This window comes from Longibacter sp. (assembly GCF_051155795.1).
GTDB lineage: Bacteria > Bacteroidota > Rhodothermia > Rhodothermales > Salinibacteraceae > Longibacter.
In genome coordinates this window covers 18,631-43,806 of record NZ_DAXETW010000050.1, presented here as the reverse complement: position 1 = coordinate 43,806, position 25,176 = coordinate 18,631, and the positions used below count along the sequence as shown (strand labels likewise).

Here is a 25,176-nt window from a genome sequence, read left to right as displayed (position 1 = left end):
CTCGACCCAGCCCTCATCACGGACCCAACGGGCCTACTTTCCGCCGATCTGAAGGTGGGAGGAACGCTCGGCACGCCGGAACTGAGTGGGTCCGCGACGCTCGAAGACGGCCGAGTCAGTGTAACCGACCTGGACGTGCGCTACCGCAACGCCTCGGCCTCTCTCCGTTTCTCCGGAGAAGAGATCGTGCTCGACCGCGCCTCGGTCGACGACGACAGCGGGGGTCGACTGAATGCAGCCGGCCGGATCAACCTCGCCGAGTTGACGCTGGGCGAGTACGACCTGGACCTTGACGCAAGCAATTTCACCGCCATCGACACCCGCGCCTTCAACAAAGTGCGGCTGAACGGCGACCTGGAGGTGACCGGCACCACCGAATCCCCCGTCGTGAACGGCCGCGTTACGATCATCCAGGGAGATATCTACTACGCCGAGACCCTGTCCGATGCCGAGGCCGCCGACCTGGCCACCGTTCGGTTGAATGAAGACGATCAGCGACTTCTCGAACGCCGCTTCGGCGTCCGACTCAGCGAGGCCGATACCACGACATTCGATACGTACGAGGCCCTGGCCATGGACCTGAGCGTCAACATCCGCCGGGACACGTGGCTGCGTTCCCGGGCCAACCCCGAGCTCAACATCCAGTTTACGGGGACCCTCGACGTCCAGAAGGAGCCGTTCGCGGACGCACGCGTGTTCGGGGCGATCGACGTGGTCCCCGAGCGCAGCACAGTCCGGCAATTCGGACAGGAATTCCAGATCCAGGAAGGTGTCCTGTCCTTCAACGGTGACCCGGCTGAACCGTACCTGAACTTCACGGCGGTCTACCAGAAGCAGTCTCGTACCACGAACAGCACCGAGGTGGAGATCACCCTGTCCGCGCAGGGGCGGCCCGAGGACCTGGATCTGTCGCTCAGCTCGCAGCCGCAGATGGACACCCGAAACATCCTGTCGTACCTTGCAACCGGCCAACCTGCCGATCAGCTCTTGAGCGGTGGCGGCAACGGAACGGGAGATCTGGCGGAAAACCTGGCGATCGGACAGCTTACGAGCCTGGCGGAGAATTTCGCGACCAGCAACGTGGGACTCGACGTGGTCCGGATACAGTATCAGCCCAACGGCGGATCCTACTTCGTTCTGGGTCGATACGTGACGCCTCGGTTCTATGTCGCGATCGAACAACCGGTGGCCGCCGACCAGAGCCAGGCCCAGAACGTATCAAGCCTGGCGCCCGACCTGACGCTCGAGTACGAACTCACGGACAACCTGCTGATGCGCGCGCAGAGCCGTCAGCAGTCGCTCCGCTTCAATCTCCTGTTCGAATACGCGTACTAACCCGAGTCGCAGGGCCCGTGCCCCCTTCGCGGCTGGATGGCATCTGCTTTTCCCTTTCGTTCCGCAGCCCATGACTTCCCACCGCTCATACGCATCGTCGTCTGCTTCCCCGTCCGAGTCCGAGAGACCGGATGGAGGGGCCGGCGACGCCACCCCGGACCGGCCGGCCGGCGCAGCCGCCCCCTCGGCAGAGACGCGAACCGGCGTTGCAGGCGAGGACTCATGGTTCGAGCGGATGACGGCCTTCGAGTCGGTACTGATCGCCGGCGGCGTGGTCCTCTTCCTCGTCCTGCTCTACGAGATGGAAGTGCCCCCGCAGGACGGAAGCTTCCTCAACCCGCCCCTCGTTGCGATCGCCGGGGCGATCCTGCTATGGCCGCTTCGCCGGCACCAGACGGTTCGCGCGCTGCTTCTCGCCGGGGGCGCACTTCTCCTTCTGTGGACCATGAACCAGGTGGCCGGCATCCTGGTGATGTTCGTCGGTGTCTATCTCTTCGCCTACCTGCTGAACCCGGCGGTCTCGCACCTCCGGACGAACTACCGGATCCCGCGATGGTTGTCATCGCTCATCGCCGCTCTCCTCGCGGTCGGCGTCGTCGTGCTCTTCGTGCTGCTCCTCGCACCAAACATTGCCAACCAGATCGACGCCCTCTCGCAACGGGTGGTGGGTGGGGTCGACTCGCTCCGCGCCTGGCTGGCCACCTCCGCCATCCTGGACTCGCTCGAACAGGCCGGCGTGGTCGAGAAGCAGGAGGCGATCAGCCAGATGCAGCAGTTCGTCCAGCAACAGGCTCGTCAGTTGCCTGAGGCCGCCGAACGGCTCGCCCGGAGCCTGGGGTCGCTGCTCGGCTTCGTCACGCTCCTCGCGCTCGTCCCGGTTCTCATCTTCTACACGCTGAAGGACTATCCCGCCATTCGCGATTCCCTTATCGGCCTCTTCCCGACCGCCGGCGGACGACGCGACTACCTCGTGGAGGCGGGGAGCATCGTCGGGCGTTACCTGCGCGGCCAACTCGTCATTAGCGCCATCGCCACCTTCAACGTGTCGCTCTTCCTGTTCATTTTCGACGTACCCTTCTGGCTCCTGATCGGGTTAATGGCCGGCGTCCTCAACTTTATCCCGAATCTGGGGGCGATCGCGACGATGATCATTGGCGGGCTCATAGCGTTCATCTTCGGCGGACTGGTGAAGGCACTGATCCTGGTGGCCGTCTTGCTGGGCCAGGGCTTGCTCGAACAGAGCCTCCTCACGCCGAACATCATGAGCTACCAGGTCGGCCTTCATCCCGTCCTCGTGCTTTTCTCCCTCCTCGTGTTCGGTTCCTTCCTGGGCATCTTCGGCCTACTCATCGCCGTTCCCGCAACGGCGATCCTGACAACCGCCTACCGGGCGTACCGAGAAGAACTCACACTCGAACTCAGCGACTACGCCAGCCCGGATGAGGCCAACGGAGCCAACACACGCCCGAATGCGTGAAGACTTTCCAACATATTGGCTGTAGCATCGTCATGGACTGGAGTTTTTTCGGTAATGGGTTGGCGCTTTCCGGGGCGCTTTGTACGTTACCTTACCTCGTATGCGGCGCCCGTCGCATATGCACCCTCATGCCCCCGACGTATCAACCGAACCTGTCGCTTTGACGCGCACCTTTCGGTCCTCCCGCACATTCAGTCCCACCTATTCACTCCTTGGTCGATGGATTCGGCACCTGACCGGTGATCGGTTGCGGGGCGAAGCACTGTTCATTCTGACCATCACCTCGCTGGTGCTCGGCGTGCTGATGGCTCACTACCTCGGCTGGGCCCTGCTCCAGCCGGCGATGGATGCAGGCAATCCCGAGACCTGGCAACTCTGGTTCTGGTTTGCGCAGATCGGCTCGGTCGCCCTCCTATTTTTGATCGGCGGCATTGGATGGCGCCCCTCCGTGGAGGCGACAATCGACACGGACCGCGGCGTCCTCATCGTCGAGCAGGGCAACACGTCGGCGAAAGTCCTCGTGGACGAGGTCGAAGATGTCTCGATCGTCTCGCCCCGCCTCTATCACCTGCACTATCGGCACCACGCGGCGACGCGGCCTTTCATCAGCCGACCGGGACGCGAGGTTATCATCCTCCGAACGGGAGACGGCCCCGTCGCGCTATCCCTGGATGAGGCGGATGCCGGCGCACTGGTAGACCTCGTCCGCCGGCGCGACGAGGTCATGGTCGAGTCCGCAGCCGCCTCCTGAAGAGCGCGCAGCCTGCGAACCGGAGCGGGCGTCTGTCGTATCGCACGGTCCGCATTCTTCGACCGCTGCCCCTCCCCCCCTCGTGCAGTTTCACCTCGACCACACCGACGCCGGCACGGACGCCCGCGCCGGACGCATCGTTACCGATCACGGCGTGATCGAAACGCCAACGTTCATGCCTGTCGGCACGCTCGGCTCCGTGAAAGCGGTTGAGCCTCGGGAACTGCATCGCGACATCGACGCCGACATCATCCTGGGCAACACCTACCACCTCTTCCTTCGCCCGGGAACCGACGTCCTCGAATCGGCCGGCGGCCTGCACCGCTTCATCAACTGGGACGGTCCCATCCTGACGGACTCAGGCGGGTTTCAGGTCTTTTCGCTGGGCCACCGGGCCGAGTTGTCGGAAGAAGGCGTCGAGTTCCAGAACCACATCGACGGCGACAAACACCTCTTCACGCCCGAGTCCGTCGTCGATATGCAGCGCTCCATCGGCTCCGACATCATGATGGTACTGGACGAGTGCCCGGCTGCCGACGTGTCGAAGGAGTATGCGCGAACCTCCAACGAACTGACCCTTCGCTGGGCCGAGCGGTGCAAGACACGCTTCGAGGAAACGGAGCCGCACTACGGACACGAACAGGCGCTGTTTGCTATCGTGCAGGGCGTGGTCTACCCGGACGTACGGCGCGAGTCCGCCCGCGAACTAGTCGACATGGACTTTCCCGGCTATGCCATCGGTGGGCTCTCCGTCGGGGAAACCCACACGGAGATGTACGACATGGTTGAGGCGGTCACGCCGCTCCTGCCGGAGGACAAGCCGCGCTACCTCATGGGTGTCGGAACACCGGAGAACCTGCTGGAGAACGTGGCGCGCGGGATCGACACCTTCGACTGCGTAATGCCAACCCGAAACGCGCGGAACGGCACGATCTTTACGACGCGGGGACGGATGAATATCAAGAACGCGCAGTTCGAGAAAGACCATACGCCCATCGACCCCGGTCTCGACAATCCGGTCTCGCAGAACTTTTCCCGAGCCTACCTTCGGCATCTACACAAGACCGGTGAGATCCTCGGCCTCCAGCTCGCCTCGATCCAGAACCTCGCCTTCTATCTCTGGCTGATGAAGACCGCCCGGGAAAAGATCATCGCCGGACACTTCGACTCCTGGAAAGCCGACATCCTTCCCGAGATCAATCACCGGTGGTGAACGGGGTTCGGTTTGAAGGACTGTATATGGGGAGGTTTGTATGTGGGTAGGTGGTGGGCCCGGCGGTCGGTGGGCATGTTGAACGCTGAACCTTGAACGCCGACCTTGAACGCTGACGTTGAGCCCATCTTCCGAACCCGAGCGGCGTCCTTTCGTACGTACCGGCCAGGGCGTGAGTCACGTTTTACCGCGCCGACCTGTCCCTCTCGACACCGACCTCACCTGCTTCCATGAAACAGTTTGATGTCCCGGTTTTCTACCGGAGCCCCATCATTTCGAAGGTCAAGGACGCCCGGAAGTCCCTCGATCCGCGGAAGAAGGATCTGTCACCGTCGGTGATCGATTTCGGGCCGGTCCGCTTCAAGATTGCCCGGCATTTCGGATTCTGTTACGGGGTTGAGAACGCCATCGAGATCGCCTATCGGGCTCTCGATGAAAACCCAGACCGGCGCGTTTTTCTGCTGTCGGAGATGATTCACAACCCGCACGTTAACAACGATCTTCAGGAGCGGGGCATTCAGTTTCTTCGAACCACGAGCGGGGAGCAACTTATCCCCTTCGAGGAGCTCACAGAAGACGACGTTGTCATCATCCCGGCGTTCGGCACCACACTCGAAGTTGAACAAACGCTTGCTGACCTCGGCGTCGACACCGAGTCGTACGACACGACGTGCCCGTTCGTGGAGAAGGTCTGGCGCAAAAGCAAACAGATCGGCGATGACGACTACTCCATCGTCGTCCACGGCAAACGCTACCACGAGGAGACGCGGGCGACCTTTTCCCATGCGAAAGAGCAGGGCCCGGTCGTCGTCGTCCGGGACAAGTCCGAAGCCGAAGATCTCGCTCGGGTCATTCGTGGCGAGGAAGACGCCTCCTTCTTCTACGAGCGTTTTGACGACAGATACAGCGATGGGTTTGACCCGACCAGCGACCTCAAGCGCCTCGGCGTGGTGAATCAAACCACGATGCTCGCGACGGAGACGAAGGCGATTGCGAATCTTCTCCGAGAGGCGGTGATGGACCGTTACGGCGTCGACAACGTCACGGAGCACTTCGCGGACACCAGCGACACGCTGTGCTACGCGACCAACGAGAATCAGGACGCGACGCTGGAGCTGATCGAAGACGGAGGAGATCTCGGTATCGTCGTCGGTGGCTACAATTCGTCGAACACAAGCCATCTCGTCGAGCTTTGTGAGGAGCACATGCCGACGTACTTCATCCGCGGGGCCTCGGAGTTTGACTCCCCGGCGGAGATTCGTCACTTCGATCTGCACAAGCACGATGAGACGACGACCGAAAACTGGTTTCCCACGAACGACGGTCCGGTTGACGTCGTACTGACGTCCGGTGCCTCGTGCCCGGACGCGCTCCTCGACGAAGTCGTCCGTAAGATCGTCGCGTGGTTCCCCAACGCTCGACCGATTGACGAGGCCCTCGCCCCTTTCGACGAAGCCGAGGACGAGTAACTCTGGCCTGGCGCCGGTCTCCATCTCATCCGGTGTCCGATCACGCCGTACATTCCCCCCGACCGACTCGATCCGTCGCCGATGCCGTGGTACGACTCCTGGTTTGGTAGCGATGCCTATGAACTCGTGTACCGCCATCGGGACGCCGACGAGGCACGTGCTATCATCGATCTCGTGGAATCCTGCACCCAACCGGAGCCCGGCGCTCGCATCCTGGATGTTGGCTGCGGACGCGGACGGCACTCGATCGAACTCGCGCGCCGCGGATATCATGCCACGGGCATCGACCTGTCCGAGGCCTCCATCGAGGAGGCGCGCGAAGCGGCAGCAGAGGCCGGTCTGGAGGTCACGTTTAACGTCGGAGATATGCGCGAGCCCTACTGCAACGGGTGCGTGGACGGTGTTGTCAACCTGTTTACGACGTTCGGTTACTTTCAGGATGACGCCGAGAGCGAACGCGCCATCCGGGCGATGACAACCGCCCTACGTCCCGGCGGCTGGCTCGTGCAGGACTTTCTCAATCCCCCGCACGTCCGAGCCACGCTGGTTGAGGAGGACACCGTCCGCCGCAACGGCGCGCACATCCGGCAGCGTCGGTGGATCGACGACGGTCGCGTCCACAAACGGATCGACGTCGACGACGGCGAAACGACTCGCACCTTTCGCGAAAGCGTGCGCCTCTTCACCCTCGCAGACTTCGAATCCATGTACGACCGGGCCGGACTGTCCGTGAAGGAAGTCTTCGGCGACTACGACGCCTCCCCCCACTCGGAAAGTAGCCCCAGGACCATCCTGTACGCCGTCCGCAACTAATGCCCGAAGCCCCAACGCCCCAACGATTCAACGCCTCAACGATCATCCGCCCCAACGATTCAACGCTTTAACGCCCATGAACGAAGCCCTAACGTACGCCAACGATCATTTCGACCGGTTCACGGAGGAGTTGGAAGATCTTCTTCGCATCCCGTCCGTGAGCACCGATTCGTCGTACGCTGACGATGTAAAGGACGCCGCCAACTGGCTGTCAACGAATCTGTCCGAGGTCGGCGTCGAGCATGTCGAGATCGTCGAGACGGGCGGTCACCCCATCGTGTACGCCGAGCACCACGTGAGTGATGAGAAGCCCACGGTGCTTGTCTACGGTCACTACGACGTGCAGCCCCCGGATCCTCTCGAGCTATGGGAGACGCCCCCGTTCGAGCCGAAGCGCGAAAACGGTACGCTGTACGCCCGAGGCGCCTGCGACGACAAGGGCCAGATGTTCATGCACGTCAAGGCCACGGAGGCCTACCTGCAGCAGGAAGGGGAGCTGCCGGTGAACCTGAAGTTCCTGATCGAGGGCGAAGAAGAAACGGGCTCCGTCCACCTCGCGCCGTTTATCGAGCAAAACCAGGAGAAGCTGGCGGCGGACGTCGTCCTCATTTCCGATACGGCGATGTTTGCGCCGGGCGTGCCGTCGATCACGTACGGTCTGCGCGGTCTCGCCTACACCGAGGTCACGCTTCGCGGCCCGAATCGCGACCTTCACTCCGGGATCTACGGCGGCGCCGTCGACAACCCGGCGAATGCGCTCAGCCGCATGATCGCCGACCTGCACGACGACGATCACCGGATCACCATTCCGGGATTCTACGACGGCGTGCGCGACCTCACGGACGAGGAGCGGGAGACGTACGCGTCCCTCCCCTTCGACGAGGAGCGCTGGAAGGATGAGATCGGCGTCGACGCGCTCCGCGTCGAGGAAGGATACTCCGCCGTCGAGGCGATTTCAGCCCGGCCGACGCTTGACGTGAACGGGATCTGGGGCGGCTACACCGGGGAGGGTGCGAAAACCGTTCTGCCGGCCGAGGCCCACGCCAAGATCTCTATGCGCCTCGTGCCGAACCAGCGGACCGAGGACATCTACGACAAGCTCGAAGCCTTCCTTGACGAGCGGTGCCCGGACACGATGACGCTCGACTTCAAACGCCTGCACGGCGGGAAACCGGTCCTCGTCGATACCGAATCGTCCGCCATGCAATCGGCCAAGCATGCGATGGGCGAGGTGTTCGGGAAAGAGCCCTTCTTCGTCCGAAACGGCGGCTCCATTCCCGTCGTCGCCGACTTCAAGGATATCCTCGGCCTGGACAGCGTACTGATGGGCTTCGGACTTGACTCCGACGCCATTCACTCCCCGAACGAGCACTTCGGCCTCGACCGCTTCCAGAAGGGGATCGAATCGATCATTCGCTTCCACGACCACTTCGGGAACGGGTGATCTGATGCGCGATCCGACGCTGGCGGTCAGCTGAAATAGATCCAGATCACAGCCACGACCGCGAGCAGTCCGACGGTGAACTGAAGGTCGAGCCGCTGCCAGGCCGGGTCGGTCGCCGGCTCGCCATTGGCGGCTGCCGGCTCAGCACGATCCCACTCTGCAGCAGCGTCGTCGGTAACAACCTGCTCATCGGCAGTAGCATACGTCAGCCCTGCAACCTTCGCCGGTTGCGGGGTTTTCGTTATCAGGCTGACGCCGATCAGAAGCAACACGCAGATCAGGAACAGGAAGAACGCGAAGTGCAGAAAGTTGACCTCGGCGAACGTTTCGAGCATAGAGCCGGCAGCGAGTCCGTCCTTTGCCGGGCCGTTGTACAGCTCGAACCCGAGGCGCAGCACGCCGATCACGAACCCACCGAGGAGCGATGCCATGGCCCCTGTTGCGTTCACCCGTTTCGAGAAAATCCCGAGCAGGAAGACCGCCGCGATCGGCGGCGATATGTACCCCTGTACGCTCTGCAAATAGGTATAGAGCTGGCCGCTGATGCTATCCATGAACGGGATCCAGGCCAGACCGAGCACGGTGAGCACCACGGTGGAGAGCCGGCCGACCCATACGAGCTGGCGCTCCGTGGCGTCGGGGTTGAGTTCGCGGTAGACGTCCCAGGTGACGAGCGTCGAGCACGAATTGAAGACGCTGGAGAGGGACGACATGAGCGCCGCCAGCAGTCCCGCGACGACGATCCCTCGCAGGCCCACGGGGAGCAGAGCCCCGACCAGAACGGGCAAGGCCTGGTCCGGGTCGGCAAGTTGCAGCGCCCCCTGCTGGCTCAGCGCATACGCCACAATTCCGGGAATCACGAAAATAAATACGGGAAGCAGCTTGAGCCAGCCCGCGAAAATCGTCCCTCGCCGCGCATGATCAATGTTTTTTGCCGACAACGTGCGCTGCACGATGAACTGGTCGGTGCACCAGTACCAGACGCCGAGGATGGGAGCGCCGAACACGATGCCGGTCCACGGGAAGTCGGGGTGACTCATCGGCTTCCACATATCGAAGAAGCCTGTCCCGGCGGCCGCCTGCAGCTCGGCCCAACCGCCGAGCTTGCCGATTCCGATGACCGTCACTGCGACCGCCCCGCCGATCAGCACGAAAACCTGAACGAGATCTGTGTAGAGGACGGCGCGTAGACCGCCCAGGATGGTGTACGCCCCGGTGACGGTTACGACAATCAGCGCGCCCGTCCAGAACGGAACCCCGATGGCCGTGAAGACAACGCCGCCCGCGAAGATGGTGACGGAGATCTTTGTCAGGACGTAGGCGATGATGGAGATCGTCGCCAGATACCGGCGAGCCCCGGCGGAGTAGCGACGTTCGAGAAACTCAGGCATCGTGAAGACGCCGCTCTTCACGTAGAACGGGACGAACACCCAGCCGAGCAGAAGCAAGATGATCGAGGCGAGAATCTCGAACTGGCCCACAGCAACGCCACTGGATGCTCCCGTCCCCGCCAGGCCGATGAGATGCTCCGATCCGATATTCGATGCGAACAGGGACGCGCCGATGACGAACCAGCCGACGTTCCGGCCGGCGAGAAAGTAGTCCGCGGAGTTTTCCTCTCCGGACCGCTCCTGGATCGTCGCCCACGCGGCCACGCCGAAAATGATGAGGAAGTAAAGGACGATGACGCCCCAGTCTGCAAATCCGAGGGCGAGTTGTTCGACTTCCTCCATGGAGTTTCGGGTTGAGAAATTCGGATGGCGCCCCGCGTGGAGACGTACGGAGCCGGGCCGCTACGGAGCTCACAGAGACCCGAGCGATGGTTTTCCCCTTAGCAGGTTTACGGGGCTGGGGGTACTTCGAACCGTTCTCCCGTCACCTCCAGATCCCTACGCTGGTCCTCGATGCGAATCTGAAATGTCCCGGGTTCAACGACGGCCGCCCCGTCGCGACCGATAAAGCTGAGATCGTCGCGGGACAGGGTGAACGTCAGGCGACGGCCCTCCCCGGGCTCCAGATCGACTTTGGCGAACCGCTTTAGGCGTCGAGCCGCAGGCGTGACCGTGGCCACGCGATCGCTCACGTAGAGCTGGGCGACGTCTTTCCCCGCCCGGTCGCCCGTGTTCTGAATTGTCACCTCCACGCGGATCGTATCCCCATCACGCACGTCGGAGGCCGAGATCGTTGCCGGCGTCACCTGCAGGTCTCGGTATGCGAAGGACGTGTACGACATCCCGTCCCCGAAGGCGAACAGGGGCTCAGCTCCTTCCATCCCAAAGTCCGAGGCCAGGCGTTCGCTCGGCTTGTGGTCATAGGTCGCGTACCCCGTTGGCGTTGACGGGTACGTATAAGGTAGGTGGCCAGACGGATTGACGTTGCCGTACAGCACGTCCATGATCGCCTGCCCGCCTTCCGGTCCCGGGTTGGACCCGGCGAGGACCGCGTCGGCTGCTTCATGCGTCGCGCCAAGCGTACGGGGCCGTCCCTGCAGAAGGACGAGCACGACCGGGGTGCCAGTGGCTGCGATCTGTTGCAATAGCGTACGCTGCGCCTCCGGCAACATCAGGTCGCGAATATTGCCGGCCGTTTCCGCATAGGCGCCCTCCCCGAGGGCAACGACGGCAACGTCCGCGAGTCGGGCGGCAGCGACCGCTTCGTCCATACGGTCTGCCGTTTTAAGCGTCGCGCCCGGCACGTAGGTCATCTGATCAGCTCCGATTCGTTTGCGAATCGCCTCCATGACCGTTGGGCGACCATCATGAAACATCTCCTGAGATGCACCGCCGCCCTGCCAGGTGTACGTCCATCCGTTGTTGAGCGACTGCATCGAGTGAGCAGTCGGTCCCGTCACCAGCACCCGCTGATCGTTCGAGAGAGGCAGAAGGCCGTTCTCATTGCGTAACAGCGTGATGGATTCACGCGCCGCCTGAAGGGCCACCTGCCGATCCTCATCCGTCCCGATCGCCTCGGCCGCCTGAAGCCCGGTCAGTGGATTCTCGAACAGGCCGAGCTTCATCTTCACCCTCAAGATGCGCCGTGCCGATGCGTCAATTCGGGCCTCGCTTACCTCACCGCTTCGGACAAGATCCAGCGTGTGTTCGATGAACGACACATCCGAGGGGACCATGCTCATGTCGATCCCCGCCCGAAGAGCCATGCGCGTCGCCTCCCGCTCCGTCTCGGCGACCCGATGAAGACTGACCAGCTTCTTGATATCAAGCCAGTCGGTTACGATCACGCCATCGAAGCCCAGTTCACCCCGAAGCAGATCCGTCAGAAGATGCTTGCTTGCATGCACAGGGACCCCGTTCACCTCCCCGGAATTGACCATAATCGACGCTGCGCCGGCATCCACGCCTGCGCGAAACGGAGGCAGGTAGGTTTGCCGGAGTTCGATGTCGGGAATGTGAGCCGGGGTTCGGTCCCGACCGCTATCCGATCCAGAGTACCCGATGAAGTGCTTCAGGCACGTCGCCACATGATCGGGGTCGGAGAGATCATCCCCCTGCATCCCCCGGATCGCCGCAAGGCCCATCACGGTTGTCAGATATGCGTCCTCACTCGGTGATTCGTACAGGCGCGGCCAGCGAGGATCCCGCCCGACGTCGAGCACGGGCGCGAAATTCCACGGAATGCCGCTCGAGCGAACATCCCGCGCCGTGATGGCGGCCGCCGTTTCGGCGAGCGCAAGGTTCCACGTTGCCGCCATTCCCTGGCTCTGCGGAAAGAGAACCGCTTCCTGCGTATAGTTCGCTCCGTGGACCGCGTCAATGCCGTAGAGGACCGGTATGCCGAGATCGGACGCCATCGCCTCGTTTTGAATCGAGCGGATCAGCGTGTGCCAGTGTTCGACCGGGAATGCCGCGCTCACCACATTCAGAATAGACCCGACGTGGTGCTCGCGAACGATCCGACGAAGCTTCTCCGGGTCGATCGACTCGGGGTACACCTCTCCATCTGTCACCATGCCCAGCTCCAGCTGGGTCATTTGCCCCACCTTTTGCTCCAGGCTCATGCGCGCCAGCAGCCGGTCGACACGGGCGTCGACGGAATCTGTGCTAGACCCGGCCGGATTCTCAATCACTTCGGACGCATATGCTCCGCTTGACAGCCCCGGTTCATCAACCGGATCGGTCCTCATTTCCACAAGATACACGGACCGATCCAGCGGCATCGTCGCCCCTTCAGCATCGGCGACCTGCCCCGTCTGACTGACGTCATTCGACCCCATCGTGCCTTCGTCCGTGACCACCGGTGTAGTTCGTCCAGATTGCGTTTGCGCACATCCGAGCACGAGGACGGAAAGGAGCATGCCGGATGCAAGGAGCAAGAACGTCATTGGAGCGGTCAGGAACGAGAGCGTCTTTCGGGGTCGGCGCGTCATATGGTTCAATCAGATGCAAGGATCGGACAGGGCCGGTGAGCACGGGGCTTGTGGCAAATGGCGTGGGCCGCCCCGCCTCGATGGAAGGACATCCGCGAAGCGGCGGGTGCAGTCAACGTACGACCGTCAGTTTTTCGGTTCGAGAAAAGCTCCTCCCCTCGAAGCGAACGAAGTATACGCCGCTGGCAAGCGCCTGCGTGGAGAAGGTTGCCGTCGACGGCGTGTCCGGGTGTGACATCCCGGACGCCAGCGTCTGGATGCGCTGACCGAGGAGATTGTACAGTTGCACCGTTACGCGCTCTCGCTCCGCCACGAGATATTTCAGACGCACCGTTTGACCCGACCGGACCGGATTCGGCGTATGCTGCAGGATTACGAACGGCGACTGGGCCCCGACGGATACCGTAACGACATCCGAGAGGCTGGATGACCCGTCGAGGTCCACCTGGCGAAGGCGAAACTCGTACGAACCGGGGTCCAGATCACTCACGCGATATCGATACTGCTGGACTTCAGAGGTCGTCCCCGCTCCCTTCACCGAGCCGACGGTGCGAAACCCACCGGATCGTGCGACCTGAACGTCGAAGCCGGCATTGTTCGTCTCTGAAAGGGTTTGCCAGGACAGGACCGCGTCACGACCATCGAGGCGGACATCGAAGCCTGAGAGTTCAACCGGAAGGGGCCCGTCGGAGGTGAACGAGATAGCATCGATCAGCAGTTGTCCGCCTTCTGGATCGCCGACGCCGTCATCCGGCGTTGCACTGGTGATCGAGAACACGACACCGGCCACCGTTCCGTTGAACAGGCCATCCCCGCCGGCCTGACCGTTCTGGTTTCGCTGCAGGGCGTCAATCTCCACAGACGCCAGTCCGTACGATGAGGACCCCGGCACGCGAAGTTTGAGCCGGAATTCGTCGTCTACGTTCGGATCGTAACTCCCGTCGCCATCTTCATCTTCCTGGACGTTTGCCTCGAGAACGAACGACGTACCCGGCGACCCAGCGTTGAACTTGTAGTAGAAATTCAGGCGCGGAGACGCAAATCCGGATAGATCCGCGTTGATGTCGTTCTTACCAAAGCCCCCGATGAAGCCCCCCTGACTGCCATCGCCAGATGCAAAATCGGCCGTGAGAGCAACGTCACCGCCGTTCTGGGGCGGTGTATCGCCGCTTGTGCCGAGGGATACACCCGTTTCGCCGGCGAACGTGAAGTACTCCGAGACGTCATCGTCCTCCATGTCGTCAAACGTCGTCAACGTACCGAGCGGAGGCTCCGGCTCAATGGGATCGCCGTCGGAGAAACTGATGTAGTCGACGACAAGCTGTCCCCCCTCGGCATCGCCGGCTCCGTTGTCCGGGGTCGCTTCGCTAATGGCGAATACGACGCCCGCCACGGTGCCGTTGAATACGCCGTCACCGCCAGACTGGCCGTTCTGATTGAGCAGCATGCGTTCGATCTCTGCTGAAGCGAGCGTGTACTGCGACTCGCCCTGTACACGAATGAACAGGCGAAATTCGTCGTCGACGTTCGGGTCGTACGCGCCGTCTCCATCCTCATCCTCCTGAATGTTCACCTCGAGGGTGAAGGCCGTCTCCGGGCTGCCGGCGTTGAACTTGTAGTAGAAATTCAGCCTTGGAAGCGAGAACGCGGACAGGTCGACGTTGATGTCGTTCTTTCCAAAGCCGCCGACGAACCCCCCCTGACTCCCATCGCCCGCTGCAAAGTCGGCGGTGAGTGCCGCGGTGCCCCCGTTCTGGGCCGGCACCTCCGTCCCGGTACCCAGCGTCACACCGGTCTCACCGGCAAACGTGAAGTATTCCGAGACATCATCGTCCTCGAAGTCGTCATATACCTCCGTCGCAGGCTGGGCGAGGCTGAGCGTGGAGGCTCCGAAGGCAAGAAGGAACAGGGTTCCGACCACAGCAACGAGCGTCCTACCTGCGATCCCGTATGTATCAGTGTCCCGCCGCGCGGAATGTGGAGTCGTAGTGTCAGATCGAATCATGGGTGCCTCATCGTTCAGTGAAAGGGGTACTGGCTGATGCCGCTCCCGGCTCGAGGCGCGGCTTTCCGTCGTGTATGTGCTGTCGTTTATGTGCTGTCGTGTATGTGGAGTCCTTCCCTGATTCCGTGGTCAGTTCGCCGGGCGGTAGAATCGAACCCAGTCATACTCTGCCCGGACGGGGAAATTGCTGTCGTCGATTTCCCCCGCGAAGCTCGGCGAGTTGGAGACCCAGAGGTTCATCATAATCTGCATCTGCAGGTCAGGGATTTCGCCGGGGCTCGCCCCCTCGACCGTTGCCTGCTTTACGAGCTGACCGTCCCGGTACCACTTGATTTCACCGGGAAGCCACTCAAACGCGTAGTTGTGGAATTCCTCGGACGCGTCGTACGAGAGGCCCGCGGTTTCCGGAAACGGCGGCACCTGGTACGCGTCGTTGTTCGTCGCGCCTTCCGGGCCGTCGTTGTAGTAGATGTTGGTCAGCATCGAGCGGTTGTTTTTCCCCACGATCTCGATGTCGATCTCCTGCCACGGGTTGTACCGATAGGCGAAGAAGGACGAGACCGTGCCGCTCGGACCGGCGGACTTCATTCGTACCTCGTAGCAGCCGTAGCTGTAGAAGCCGGTCTGGTTATCCGTCCGAAGTTCGGCGCCGGTATACGGCTTGCCGTTGAACTGCTCTTTCTTCAGGTTCAACACCATCTTGCCGTCCTCGTAGGTGATGTTCTCCGGTCGGAAGGTGGCCAGATTTCCGTTGAACGTGGCGTTGCCGCGATCCCAGAACGTTTCGTTGGGCGCGTCAAAGTTGTCCTCGAAGAACAGCTCGTAGTCGCTCCCGCACGCACTCTCGACCGTCCCACCGCCGGATCCCAGATCGGTATCGGAGTAGATGATGTCATCGATCGTGAGCGTAAAGGACTCCGCCGGCAGGTTGCCAATGGCAAACACGAGGTTGGCAATTCGTGAAGACAATTGCCCGTCGCCGCCGCTGTTGACGGCATTGTCATCCTCAAAGGCGCTCAGCGGAACGCTGATTCGGGTGTAACCCGACGCGCTTGGCTCTACGACGTACTCGTACTCGAACTCATCGTCGGTCGCACCGCTACCATCGAAGGCGTCATTGCCGTCCTGGTCCTCCTGCAGGTTGATCTCCAGCGTATACGTCGACGTCGCATCCGACTGCAGGTACATCGTGAAGTAGGGGTCGCTCCCCAGGTCGGAGACATCGACACCGTCGTTTCCGTTGCCGAACTCCTTACCGAACCCGGCAAAGCCACCGCCTCCGCCGCCATCGATCGTGGCCTCGAGGGCCGACATGCCCCCTGCGTCCATGGCGGCGTCGGAGCTTTCGGCGAGGCCGATCCCGGCCCCGCTGCCCTGGAAGGTGAAGTACTCATCGGCTTGAATGCCATCCTCGAAGTCATCGTAGAGGATTCGGCCATCCCCATCGGCATCGCCCCGAAACGTGTTCTCACCTGCAGAACCATCGGAGACCGTAATCGGCTGCGTGGTCGTGTCGGAGGCGCCTTCGTCGTCCGTCACCGTCAGCGTCACGGTATAGTCGCCCGCTGCGGTGTATGTATGGGAGGGGGACGGGCCGGACGCGGTCGAGCCATCGCCAAAGTCCCAGTCCCGCGAAACGATCGAGCCGTCGTCGGTGGATTGATCGGTGAAGTTCACCGCGTCGCCCACCGCCGGCGCATTCGGTGCGAAGATGAAGCGGGCGGAGGGCGACTGGTTGCCCCCCTCCTCCCCGGGGATATTTTGTCGACGGGCGAGCCGGTCTACCGATAGCGTACCGGTGAAGCTGTCCGAACGACCCAGGAAGTCCAGCGAGGCCCCGTCGTTGACCAGGAGGACCACTTCGCTCAGGTTCGTCGGATCGACGGGCGCACCGTCGAACTGGACGAAGAGGTCGCGAAAGTCGAAGTAGTAATCCTGATACTCGCCGTCGGCCGGCACCTCCTTAATCAGGGGGGTCGCGCTGCTGTTGGCGTCGGGAAGGTCGCCGGCCTGGTTCAGGGCCATGCGAACGATCGCGGGCCCGGGGCTATCGGCGGAAACCTTCATTCGAGCCACGACCACGGGGGTCGCGCCGAAATCCGGCAACTCCGTCAGGGTGTGAGCCACCCCGGGAAATTGTCCCGGACCGCCAGCGTCCGATCCGGGCACTGACAGCTCACCGTCTACAGCAGCAGCGCCCTCCAGGCCGTTGAACCCGAAGAAATCGTCCACGATACCGGTGCCTGCGTAATCCGTGATCAACTCGTCATCGAAACCCACGAAGCCGAACAGCTGGATCGTCACGTATCGCCGACCGGCGGTAAAGACCACCTTCTCTGTGAAGCTCGAGCTTTCCTCGGTCGGAGAGAAGGTGACGTCGTACACCGAACTGCCATCCGCCGGCGATCCGCTTTCCTCGACGAGTTCGATGGTGAAGGGCCCCGGCACGTCCCCGGGCTGCGGCCGCGTATCAAGCGCCGTGTAGGTCAGCGTCAGCTCCTGCGTCGTGTCCGCCGCTCCGGGGCGCACCTCAAAGCCCACGCGGGAGGTGCTCGGAGCGATGAAATTGTCGCCATCGTCGTTCATGCCCCCCTGGTCGCAGCCGGACAGCGCTGCGAGCGTAGCAACGCTAAGGATGCTGAAGAACAATCCCAGAACGATGGTTCGGAACGGCGATGGAGTGGTAGAAGCGTGCATGTTCATGTCAGCCAGGCGCTAAGGATGAAGCAAAAATGCCGAGATAGAAGATCGGGGGCACCACAGGAGACAGCCTCGCGGGACCGTCGTTGCCGTGCTTAGTATCCGGGATTTTGTTTCAGCAGCCCGGCGCTCAGGTCGATCTCGCGCTGAGGGATGGGCATTCGCTCATGCGTGCCGCCGATGAACCCCGCATCGCTCAGTACGTCTTCTGCACGACCCTGACGGACGAGATCGAAGAATCGCAGGTCTTCCATCGCCAACTCCAGGCGCCGCTCCCGGTAGATCGCCTCTCGAAGCTCGGCCTGGTCGTTCGTCGTGACGTCAGGCAACACGCCGGCCGGGTCGTTATTCGGGTTGTTGTCCGTATCCCTCGCCCGGGCACGGACTCGGTTCAACGACTCACGCGCATCGGGCAGATTCCCGTTCTCATTCGCGGCCTCGGCGTGCCACAGCAGAACGTTGGCGAGGCGAATGTAGCGCACGTTGCTGGGGCCGGCGAACACACCGATTCCCTGTGCCTGCGGGTATTCGTCCGTCGGAATCCAGACCTTCTCATTGTGGTATCCGGACCGACTGCTTCCGCCGTCTACGACGGTTCCGTCCGGCATCTGCTCTCCCGGCTCGATGATGGTCGCGTCGCGCCGGGGGTCGTTGTTGTCGAACGCGTCGTAGAGGTCCTCCGTCGGGTTATTGAAGCCGAACCCCCAGGTCGACCGGCTCGCCTGGTAGACATTGCCGAAGTACCCTTCCACCTGATTCGGAAGCGTTGCGTAGTTGATCTCGAAGATCGAACCCGGGCCGTGCTCGCCACTCAAGCGAAAGATGCTGGAGAAGTCGGCAGCCAGCTGGTATTCCCCCGACGTGATGACCTCCATGGCAAGCGGCTCCGCTGCCGGCCAGTCCTTCTGAAAGATGTGGGCCTTCACGAGAAGAGCCTTTGCGGCATTCTCCGTCGCCCGACCGTATTGCTCCGGCCCCCGTTCACTCTTGGTCGGAAGCTCGTCCGCTGCCGCCTGAAGATCCGTTTCAATCTGCACCCACACATCCGGCTCCGGCGTGCGTTCTTTATCGGCACCGCCGATGGTCACCACGTCGTCCACGATGACGATCCCCGGCCCGGTGTTCGTTTCCGGATCCATGCCAAAGGACTGAAGGAGGTAGAAGTAAGCGTAGGCGCGCAGAAAACGGGCCTCCGCGATGATGTCCGCCTTCTCCTCAGCGTCCATGTCAATATCCGGCACACGGTTGATCACGCGGTTCGCTCGCGTCACGACCTCGTAGAGGCTGCTCCACATCTTCGCGATGTACAGGTTGTTCGGATCGAGCGTGAATGTCTGCACGTCATCGATATCCGGCTGGTCGTTGCGGCTCTCCCCGCCCTTGAAGGCGTCGTCGGACGCGACGCTGCCGAACACCATATCGTAGCCGGCGAGAAACTCCGGGGCACCCTGATAGGTGAGCCGCTTCTGCTGCTGAATCGCAGAGTAGACGCCGGCGATGGCCCGATCCGCATCCTCGGCGGTCCGGAAGAAGTTGGCAGAGGTCTGCTCGCCTTGCGGCTCGATGTCGAGCATGCTGTCGCACCCGCCCATAGAGACGCTGAGCGCGGCAATCAGAAACCCGATGACGAGCGTCGAAAGCGAAGGAGAAGGGCGACGTACGACCGTCGAAATCGCGGGAAGAATCATGGATACGAAGCGAGGTCAAGGTGATTCGGAAACGATGCCGGCACGCACACAATCGGCGCGCGGCAGAAGCGGGGTGCAGTACGGCCGGCGACTAAAACTGAAAATCGATACCGACCGTGTAGGTGCGGGCCTGAGGGTACACCCCTCGGTCAATCCCGCGGTCGAGGACACCACCCCGTTCGCCGATCTCCGGGTCAAACCCGTTGTATCCGGTGAACGTGAGCAGATTCTGCCCCCCGACGAAGATTCGGGCTTTGCGAACATCCGCGCCGACGGCCTCAAAAAGGCGTTGCGGCACCGTGTAACCGATCGTCAGGTTTTTCAGTCGCAGGTACGACCCGTCTCGGACGTACCGATCGGAGATGCGGGTATTCTGATTCGGATCGTTCACCGTAAGGCGAGGCATGTCCGTACTTGTCCCCGGCCCCGTCCAGCGCCCGAGCGCCTCTTCTTCCAGGTTGAAGATCCCGGATCCGAGGGTGTAGTACTCGTAGGCAGCGAAGAGCTCATTCCCTTCCACTCCCTGCAAAAAGAAGCTGAGGTCGAAGCCTCGATACGTCACCGTCCCATTGAGCCCGTACGTGAAGTCGGGAAACGGATTGCCGAGGAACGTCCGGTCGGCGTCGTTAATGACGCCATCGCCGTTCAGGTCTTCAAAGCGAATGTCGCCGGGCGCCGTGTTCTGGTCCTGAAAGGCGGCATCGTCGATCTCAGCCTGCGTCTGGAAGAGGCCGTCCGTGACATAGCCGTAGTACGAGCCGATCGCCACGCCCGGCACCGTCCGCGTGATCAGCCCCTGACGATACGCACCGCCCTCGAGGTCACTCGACGCACCGAGACTCTTCACCTCATTCGATGCCTGCGCGATGTTCGCTCGGACGTCGTACGTGAGCTCGCCGTCGAGGAGCTCGTCCGACCAGCCGAGCAGTACCTCGAAACCGATATTTTGGATATCACCCGCATTTTGCACCTGACCGAACCGCTGCGCGCCACTCGTCGATAGCTGCGGGACGTTGATCAGGACGCCCTTCGTGTTCTTGACGAAGAAGTCCACCGTCGCCGTGAGGCGCGAATCGAGGAGCGTGGCGTCGATCCCTGCACTCGTCTGGCGGGACTCCTCCCATTTGAGATCAGGGTTGCCCGATCCGGCCACCGTAGCGCCGGGAAAAACGTTCGCATTCGTGCCCAGGGTATAGTTTCTGAACCCTTCGATGCCGGTCAGAAAGAGGAAGTCACCGATCCCGTCATTTCCGTTGATGCCGTACCCTCCACGGATCTTGAGATCATCGATGAAGCCGACCGACTCCATAAATGCTTCTTCGGAGACGCGCCAGGCAAGCGAGAAGGACGGGAAGAAACCGAACCGGTTGTTTGCCCCGAATTTACTGGACCCGTCGTAACGAGCAACGGCTGTGACGAGGTACCGGCTGTCGTATCCGTAATTGACGCGGCTGAAGTACGAGAGAAGACGTGACCGATCGAGATCGCCCGTTGCGCCCTGGCTCGCCGATCCCTGCTGCAGGTAGCGAAGCGATGGGTCGTTGTTGGGAAGCCCTGTCGTGTTGGCGTCGATGAACTCGTACGTATTCCACTCCGCCGACGTCCCGCCCAGCACCGTGATGTCATGCTTTGCGTCGAAGACGCGGGTGTAGGTGGCGGTATTGGTCCATATCAGTGACGACCGTCGATCTGTGTAGCGACTGACCGTGTTCGTCAGCCGCGAGAACTCTGGGCTAACCTGGTAGATCGGCGTGAACGAGTAGTTGTCGCCATAGCGGAGATCGACCCCGATATCCGATTTGAAGCTGAGCCCCTCAATCGGTGTCACGTCGGCAAATACGTTTCCGGCGAGACGTGTCGATCGATCTTCCGAGTTGTTGAAGTCCAGCACCGCCACTGGATTTCTGGCGTTATTTCCAAACTGGCTAAACGTGTAGTTGTCGGTCGTATTCAGACTCGGATCCCGGACGGGCTCCGTCGGGGAAAACTGCAGCGTCCCGATCATCAGATTGTTCACGTCGTCGTTCTCCGGAACGACGTTTCGGAAATCTCGGCCGATCGAAAGGTTCTCTCCGATGGTGAAGAGGCCGGACTCGGGCGTATACTCGCTGTTCAGCCGAAAATTGATCTGTCGGTAATCTGACGTTTTAACGATGCCCGCCTCGTCTGTAAAGTCACCGCTCACGCGAACCGTGAAGCCGTCGCCGCCGCCCGACACGCCCAGCGTGTACTTCTGGAAGGCCCCCGTCTGAAAGATCTGGTCCTGCCAGTTGGTCGACTGCCCCCGGAGCGCTGCCGGATTATCATAAACGGGTGCCTGATTTGCGTTAATGGCTGCTTCGTTTCGGAGCGTGGCGTACTCCGCCGCCTCCAGCATGTCGATCTGGCGGGGCACCTCGGAGACGCCGTACTGCGCGTTGAAGTTGACGCGCGTCTCACCGGCCGTCCCCTTCTTCGTCGTAATGAGAATGACCCCATTGCTACCCTGGGTGCCGTAAATCGCCGCCCCGGCTGCATCTTTGATCACGTCGATCGACGCGATATCATTCGGGTTCAGGTACTCCGGACGATCCGGAAGGGGCAGCCCGTCCACCACGTACAACGGATCGTTGTTACCGGTCGAAGCGACGCCACGGATGCGGACGCTAAAGCCCTGCCCGGGGCTGCCCGAGTTTTGCGTAACAACCAGGCCGGGCACGGTCCCCTGCAGCGCCTCTGCTGGATTCGTGAGCGCACGGTCAGCGATGTCCTGCTCCGAGATCGACGAGACCGCTGTCGTCAAATCCTGCCGTTTCTGCTCACCGTATCCCACGACGACCACCTCATCCAGGCCGATGGCACCTTCGATCAGGGCAAAGTCAACTTCGGTTGTCTCCCCATCCACCACTTCGACGCCGGTTTGCGTCTGCGCCCGGAATCCGATGAACGAGGCGCGGAGATCGTACGTCCCGGGTTCGACACCGGGGATCGTGTAGGAGCCGTCGACATCCGTCGAAGAGCCTTTCTGAGAGCCTGCGATGACGACATTCACGCCGGGCAGAGGGTCGCCGGTGGCTTCCTCGACGACTGTACCGACGATGGTGCCGGTCTGCGCAAGTGCTGCCTGCGGCATCGCGAGCAAGCTGGCAAAACAGACGGCGAGGATCAGGTGCAGATTCTTCCAGACCATGAGAACGGTAGATACAGAGCGTGGGACAGGTCTCGTGCTCTCTGACGCGTCGGTACCGGAGATCGGCGATGGAAGCGGTACCACCCGCTCCGCTAATCAACAGAAAAGCGCTTCCACCGCCCGCCTCTCGCTGTAGTGAGCGAAGCAGCACGGCCGACAACTCAGTGAGCGCGGCAACAAGTCCGGCGTGCCCGTTGACACGAATGAAACCGGTTTCATCACCGCAGTACCACGATACTGGTACGTCCTGCAAAAGCGCAAACCACCCGTAACGATTTCTTCTAAACCCGGCCCTGACGGCTCTGGGGCGTCTTTTCCTGGTGTTCGGATCGCGGCCTCATCGAAACCTGACCGGCCACACCGGACCGAAAGCGCATACGTTGAAATCCAAACCTGTATTACATGGAGCGCCAGACGCCGACATAGCTTCGGCCCCAGGGCAGCCGTTTTCGGATGGGTCGATAAAGAAGACGAACCCGACCGGTTCGTCTCATCTGGGCGGTAAAGACGCCGCCCCGGGGAACGTGCGACAGGCGGTGCTCAGGTGCTACTTCGAATGACCAGCTCGGAGGCGAACAGCTTCTCTCGGGCTTCGGGCACATGCTCCCCGCGGACGCGGGCGATCAGCCGCTTGGCCGCGGCCCGCCCCAGGTCATACACCGGCACGGAGATGGTCGTCAGGGACGGACTTGCGTAGCGTGCGCTGGGGATGTCATCGAACCCGGCCATTGCAAGATCGTCGGGGATCCGCACACCGGCTTCCTGCAGCGCGGACATGGCCCCGATGGCCATATAGTCGTTGCACGCAAAAACGGCGTCTGGAAGGGTATCGAGGGCAAGGATTTCCTTCCCAGCCTGGTAGCCGCTCGCCTGGGTAAAGTCACCCTGAATGTGCGTCACCGATGCCGGGTCCAGGCCCGTGTCGGCAACGGCCTTGCGGAGCCCGCTCAGGCGCTCACGGACATCGTAACTGTCCGGGGGGCCGGTGATGGTCGCGAGGCAACGGTGTCCTCGTTCGAGGAGGTGCGAGACCGCCTTGTAGGCGCCTTTCCGATTCTCAAAATCGAATGCGTCGTGCTCCGTCCCGGCCATCGCGCTGTTCATAAAAACGACCGGCACATCCGGGGTTCGCTTTTCCAGCATCGCCTTCGCCCGAACGTGCGTTGTCATCACGAGCAGGCCGTCCACACGACCCCGAAGTGCCCGGATGGCCGCCTCGCCTTCTTCGAGGCTATAGTGCGAACTGGAGATCAGCAGGTAGTACTCCGAGTCCTGGGCGACGTCGTCGATCCCGCGCATGATCTCGGAGAAAAACTCGCCGTGCGGTGCAGGCAGCACCACGCCAATCGCTTCGGTTCGCCCGTGACTGAGGCTCTTCGCTGTGGCATTGGGCTCGTACCCCATTCTCTCGGCGATACGGCGAACCCGCTCGACGGTCTCCGGGCTGACGAGGTCCGTGTGGTTGAAGACGCGCGAAACGGTCGTCGCCGAGACGTTCGCCTCGCTTGCCACATCACGAATGGTGACAGCCATGGGGGAGTACGTCACGTCGGTGTGAGGTAGAATCGTCGGACGGGATCGCCCGAGCACGTGACTACCTCTACTGCCCTCCCACCGAAGGGATTCCCGGCGGCACAGATCGTGCTGCAGATGTCCCCAGACAGAACCGGCTGTTTTCGCCCTGTCGTTTACGCTCTTTGACTTCTCGTGCGATCCGTTACCAGTCGATCTCGGGCAAAACGGTCCGCGCAGCCTCCAGTGCCGCGGCCTCACGATCGGTGGCAGTTCGCGAAAGGAGACGAAGGCGACGCGCGTAGTCGGCCGTGTCGTGCGTTGGAAGCGACAGCAACAACAGCACACGCGCCGCCTGGTCCACGGTCCAGCCGGACGGGTCCCAGTCTGCGTTCAGAGCTGCGGCCCGGTCGAGATCCACATCGGAGAGGTCCAGCGGAGCCGTGCCGACGTGGCGCGGTACGTCGCTGAAGGCCGGCAAGAGGCGGGCGTCGCGGGCACCGTTCGCGATCGACGCTGCCGTTCCCGTCAGCCACTCCATTTCAGAAGGGCGTACGCGGCGCCGGAGCCAACCGGTCAGACACTCCCGTACGACGACCGTCGCCGCCGCTTCTTTTGCTGCCGCCCCGGGTGCCGCTGTCCCCGTGGCGGGACCGTTCGACGGGCGAGCAGAACGCGTTGCCGGCCGGGATGTCGCACGCCTCGTCGGTCGAGACGGGGACGTATTCACATCCCCGGAACGCGGTACGAAACCGGCGGCATGGGGAACGTCGGGGAGCGTCGGTGTGGGCGTGGAGGCAGACATGGCGGATACGACGTCGTGCAACGGGGGAACGTGCGTCGCTCGCGTGGCGACGGAAGAGCAAAAATGCCGCTCCCGAAACACCGCCGGCTGATCCAGACGGCCTCTCCGAATGCGCTTTTGGATGAAACTGCCTTAAATTGGGCTGAACCGAAGGAAATATGCGGTCTGGTCGTGCGAAAACAGTCTACCCAGATGCCTTCCCGACCTGCCGCGGTCCGTGCCTGTCCGCGGAACCCTCGCCCGATCGTTGACTTTATCAATGTCGCAATTTGAAACGACGCTGCCCGAGTGGCGGAATCGGCAGACGCGACGGATTCAAAATCCGTTGTCCGCAAGGACTTGTGGGTTCGAGTCCCACCTCGGGTACTTTCAGAGAAGGCACCACCGACACGTTCGGCGGTGCCTTTTTAT

General features: G+C 62.0%; 15 protein-coding genes and 1 tRNA gene. 8 read left to right on the top strand and 8 right to left on the bottom strand.

The features are described from left to right. From ACFCU0_RS06005 to ACFCU0_RS05975, 7 genes are all read left to right on the top strand, one after another. A partial coding sequence (locus ACFCU0_RS06005; protein ID WP_434972759.1) for a translocation/assembly module TamB domain-containing protein occupies positions 1 to 1,335 on the top strand: 1,335 nt, incomplete at its 5' end. Between the two features lie 70 nt (positions 1,336 to 1,405). Next, complete coding sequence (locus ACFCU0_RS06000; RefSeq protein ID WP_434972758.1) at positions 1,406 to 2,812, top strand: AI-2E family transporter; 1,407 nt, start codon at positions 1,406 to 1,408, stop codon at positions 2,810 to 2,812. A 160-nt stretch (positions 2,813 to 2,972) separates the two neighbouring features. After that, complete coding sequence (locus ACFCU0_RS05995) at positions 2,973 to 3,563, top strand: hypothetical protein (RefSeq protein WP_434972757.1); 591 nt, start codon at positions 2,973 to 2,975, stop codon at positions 3,561 to 3,563. A gap of 82 nt (positions 3,564 to 3,645) precedes the next feature. After that, the gene (gene tgt / locus ACFCU0_RS05990) at positions 3,646 to 4,776 is read left to right on the top strand and encodes a tRNA guanosine(34) transglycosylase Tgt (RefSeq protein ID WP_434972756.1); all 1,131 of its coding nucleotides are present in this window, start codon (positions 3,646 to 3,648) and stop codon (positions 4,774 to 4,776) included. Between the two features lie 230 nt (positions 4,777 to 5,006). Continuing rightward, positions 5,007 to 6,245 carry a 4-hydroxy-3-methylbut-2-enyl diphosphate reductase gene (locus ACFCU0_RS05985; RefSeq protein WP_434972755.1) on the top strand — a complete coding sequence of 413 codons (1,239 nt, stop codon included), beginning with the start codon at positions 5,007 to 5,009 and terminating at the stop codon, positions 6,243 to 6,245. Between the two features lie 81 nt (positions 6,246 to 6,326). Next, complete coding sequence (locus tag ACFCU0_RS05980; protein ID WP_434972754.1) at positions 6,327 to 7,058, top strand: class I SAM-dependent methyltransferase; 732 nt, start codon at positions 6,327 to 6,329, stop codon at positions 7,056 to 7,058. A 76-nt stretch (positions 7,059 to 7,134) separates the two neighbouring features. Continuing rightward, a complete protein-coding gene (locus ACFCU0_RS05975; protein WP_434972753.1) occupies positions 7,135 to 8,502 on the top strand; it encodes a dipeptidase in 1,368 nt (455 codons plus the stop codon). A 26-nt stretch (positions 8,503 to 8,528) separates the two neighbouring features. On the opposite strand, the gene ACFCU0_RS05970 is transcribed toward ACFCU0_RS05975, so the two are convergent. From ACFCU0_RS05970 to ACFCU0_RS05935, 8 genes are all read right to left on the bottom strand, one after another. Continuing rightward, complete coding sequence (locus ACFCU0_RS05970; protein ID WP_434972752.1) at positions 8,529 to 10,235, bottom strand: sodium:solute symporter; 1,707 nt, start codon at positions 10,233 to 10,235, stop codon at positions 8,529 to 8,531. A 107-nt stretch (positions 10,236 to 10,342) separates the two neighbouring features. Then, the gene (locus ACFCU0_RS05965) at positions 10,343 to 12,886 is read right to left on the bottom strand and encodes a glycoside hydrolase family 3 N-terminal domain-containing protein (protein ID WP_434972751.1); all 2,544 of its coding nucleotides are present in this window, start codon (positions 12,884 to 12,886) and stop codon (positions 10,343 to 10,345) included. 112 nt (positions 12,887 to 12,998) lie between these two features. Beyond that, positions 12,999 to 14,891 (bottom strand): T9SS type A sorting domain-containing protein, encoded by a 1,893-nt coding sequence (locus ACFCU0_RS05960; RefSeq protein ID WP_434972750.1) that lies wholly within the window; start codon positions 14,889 to 14,891, stop codon positions 12,999 to 13,001. 129 nt (positions 14,892 to 15,020) lie between these two features. Further along, a complete protein-coding gene (locus tag ACFCU0_RS05955) occupies positions 15,021 to 17,588 on the bottom strand; it encodes a family 16 glycosylhydrolase (protein ID WP_434972749.1) in 2,568 nt (855 codons plus the stop codon). A 98-nt stretch (positions 17,589 to 17,686) separates the two neighbouring features. Further along, on the bottom strand, positions 17,687 to 19,279 hold the full coding sequence (locus tag ACFCU0_RS05950) for a RagB/SusD family nutrient uptake outer membrane protein (RefSeq protein WP_434972748.1): 1,593 nt from the start codon (positions 19,277 to 19,279) through the stop codon (positions 17,687 to 17,689). A 91-nt stretch (positions 19,280 to 19,370) separates the two neighbouring features. After that, positions 19,371 to 22,448, bottom strand: a complete 3,078-nt coding sequence (locus ACFCU0_RS05945; RefSeq protein ID WP_434972747.1) for a SusC/RagA family TonB-linked outer membrane protein — start codon at positions 22,446 to 22,448, stop codon at positions 19,371 to 19,373. 540 nt (positions 22,449 to 22,988) lie between these two features. After that, the gene (locus ACFCU0_RS05940; protein ID WP_434972746.1) at positions 22,989 to 23,996 is read right to left on the bottom strand and encodes a LacI family DNA-binding transcriptional regulator; all 1,008 of its coding nucleotides are present in this window, start codon (positions 23,994 to 23,996) and stop codon (positions 22,989 to 22,991) included. 169 nt (positions 23,997 to 24,165) lie between these two features. Continuing rightward, positions 24,166 to 24,501, bottom strand: a complete 336-nt coding sequence (locus ACFCU0_RS05935; protein ID WP_434972745.1) for a hypothetical protein — start codon at positions 24,499 to 24,501, stop codon at positions 24,166 to 24,168. A 546-nt stretch (positions 24,502 to 25,047) separates the two neighbouring features. On the opposite strand from ACFCU0_RS05935, the gene ACFCU0_RS05930 reads away from it, so the two are divergent. Beyond that, positions 25,048 to 25,131: transfer RNA gene (locus ACFCU0_RS05930), tRNA-Leu, on the top strand. Positions 25,132 to 25,176 lie beyond the last annotated feature (45 nt).

Excerpts from the sequence above, each read along its gene's own strand:
- ACFCU0_RS05935 (WP_434972745.1), bottom strand. The coding sequence starts at position 24,501 with ATGGAGTGGCTGACGGGAACGGCAGCGTCGATCGCGAACGGTGCCCGC.
- ACFCU0_RS05980 (WP_434972754.1), top strand. The coding sequence starts at position 6,327 with ATGCCGTGGTACGACTCCTGGTTTGGTAGCGATGCCTATGAACTCGTG.
- ACFCU0_RS06000 (WP_434972758.1), top strand. The coding sequence starts at position 1,406 with ATGACTTCCCACCGCTCATACGCATCGTCGTCTGCTTCCCCGTCCGAG.
- ACFCU0_RS05950 (WP_434972748.1), bottom strand. The coding sequence starts at position 19,279 with ATGATTCTTCCCGCGATTTCGACGGTCGTACGTCGCCCTTCTCCTTCG.
- ACFCU0_RS05975 (WP_434972753.1), top strand. The coding sequence starts at position 7,135 with ATGAACGAAGCCCTAACGTACGCCAACGATCATTTCGACCGGTTCACG.
- ACFCU0_RS05945 (WP_434972747.1), bottom strand. The coding sequence starts at position 22,448 with ATGGTCTGGAAGAATCTGCACCTGATCCTCGCCGTCTGTTTTGCCAGC.
- ACFCU0_RS05970 (WP_434972752.1), bottom strand. The coding sequence starts at position 10,235 with ATGGAGGAAGTCGAACAACTCGCCCTCGGATTTGCAGACTGGGGCGTC.
- ACFCU0_RS05965 (WP_434972751.1), bottom strand. The coding sequence starts at position 12,886 with ATGACGCGCCGACCCCGAAAGACGCTCTCGTTCCTGACCGCTCCAATG.
- ACFCU0_RS05955 (WP_434972749.1), bottom strand. The coding sequence starts at position 17,588 with ATGCACGCTTCTACCACTCCATCGCCGTTCCGAACCATCGTTCTGGGA.
- ACFCU0_RS05960 (WP_434972750.1), bottom strand. The coding sequence starts at position 14,891 with ATGATTCGATCTGACACTACGACTCCACATTCCGCGCGGCGGGACACT.
- ACFCU0_RS05985 (WP_434972755.1), top strand. The coding sequence starts at position 5,007 with ATGAAACAGTTTGATGTCCCGGTTTTCTACCGGAGCCCCATCATTTCG.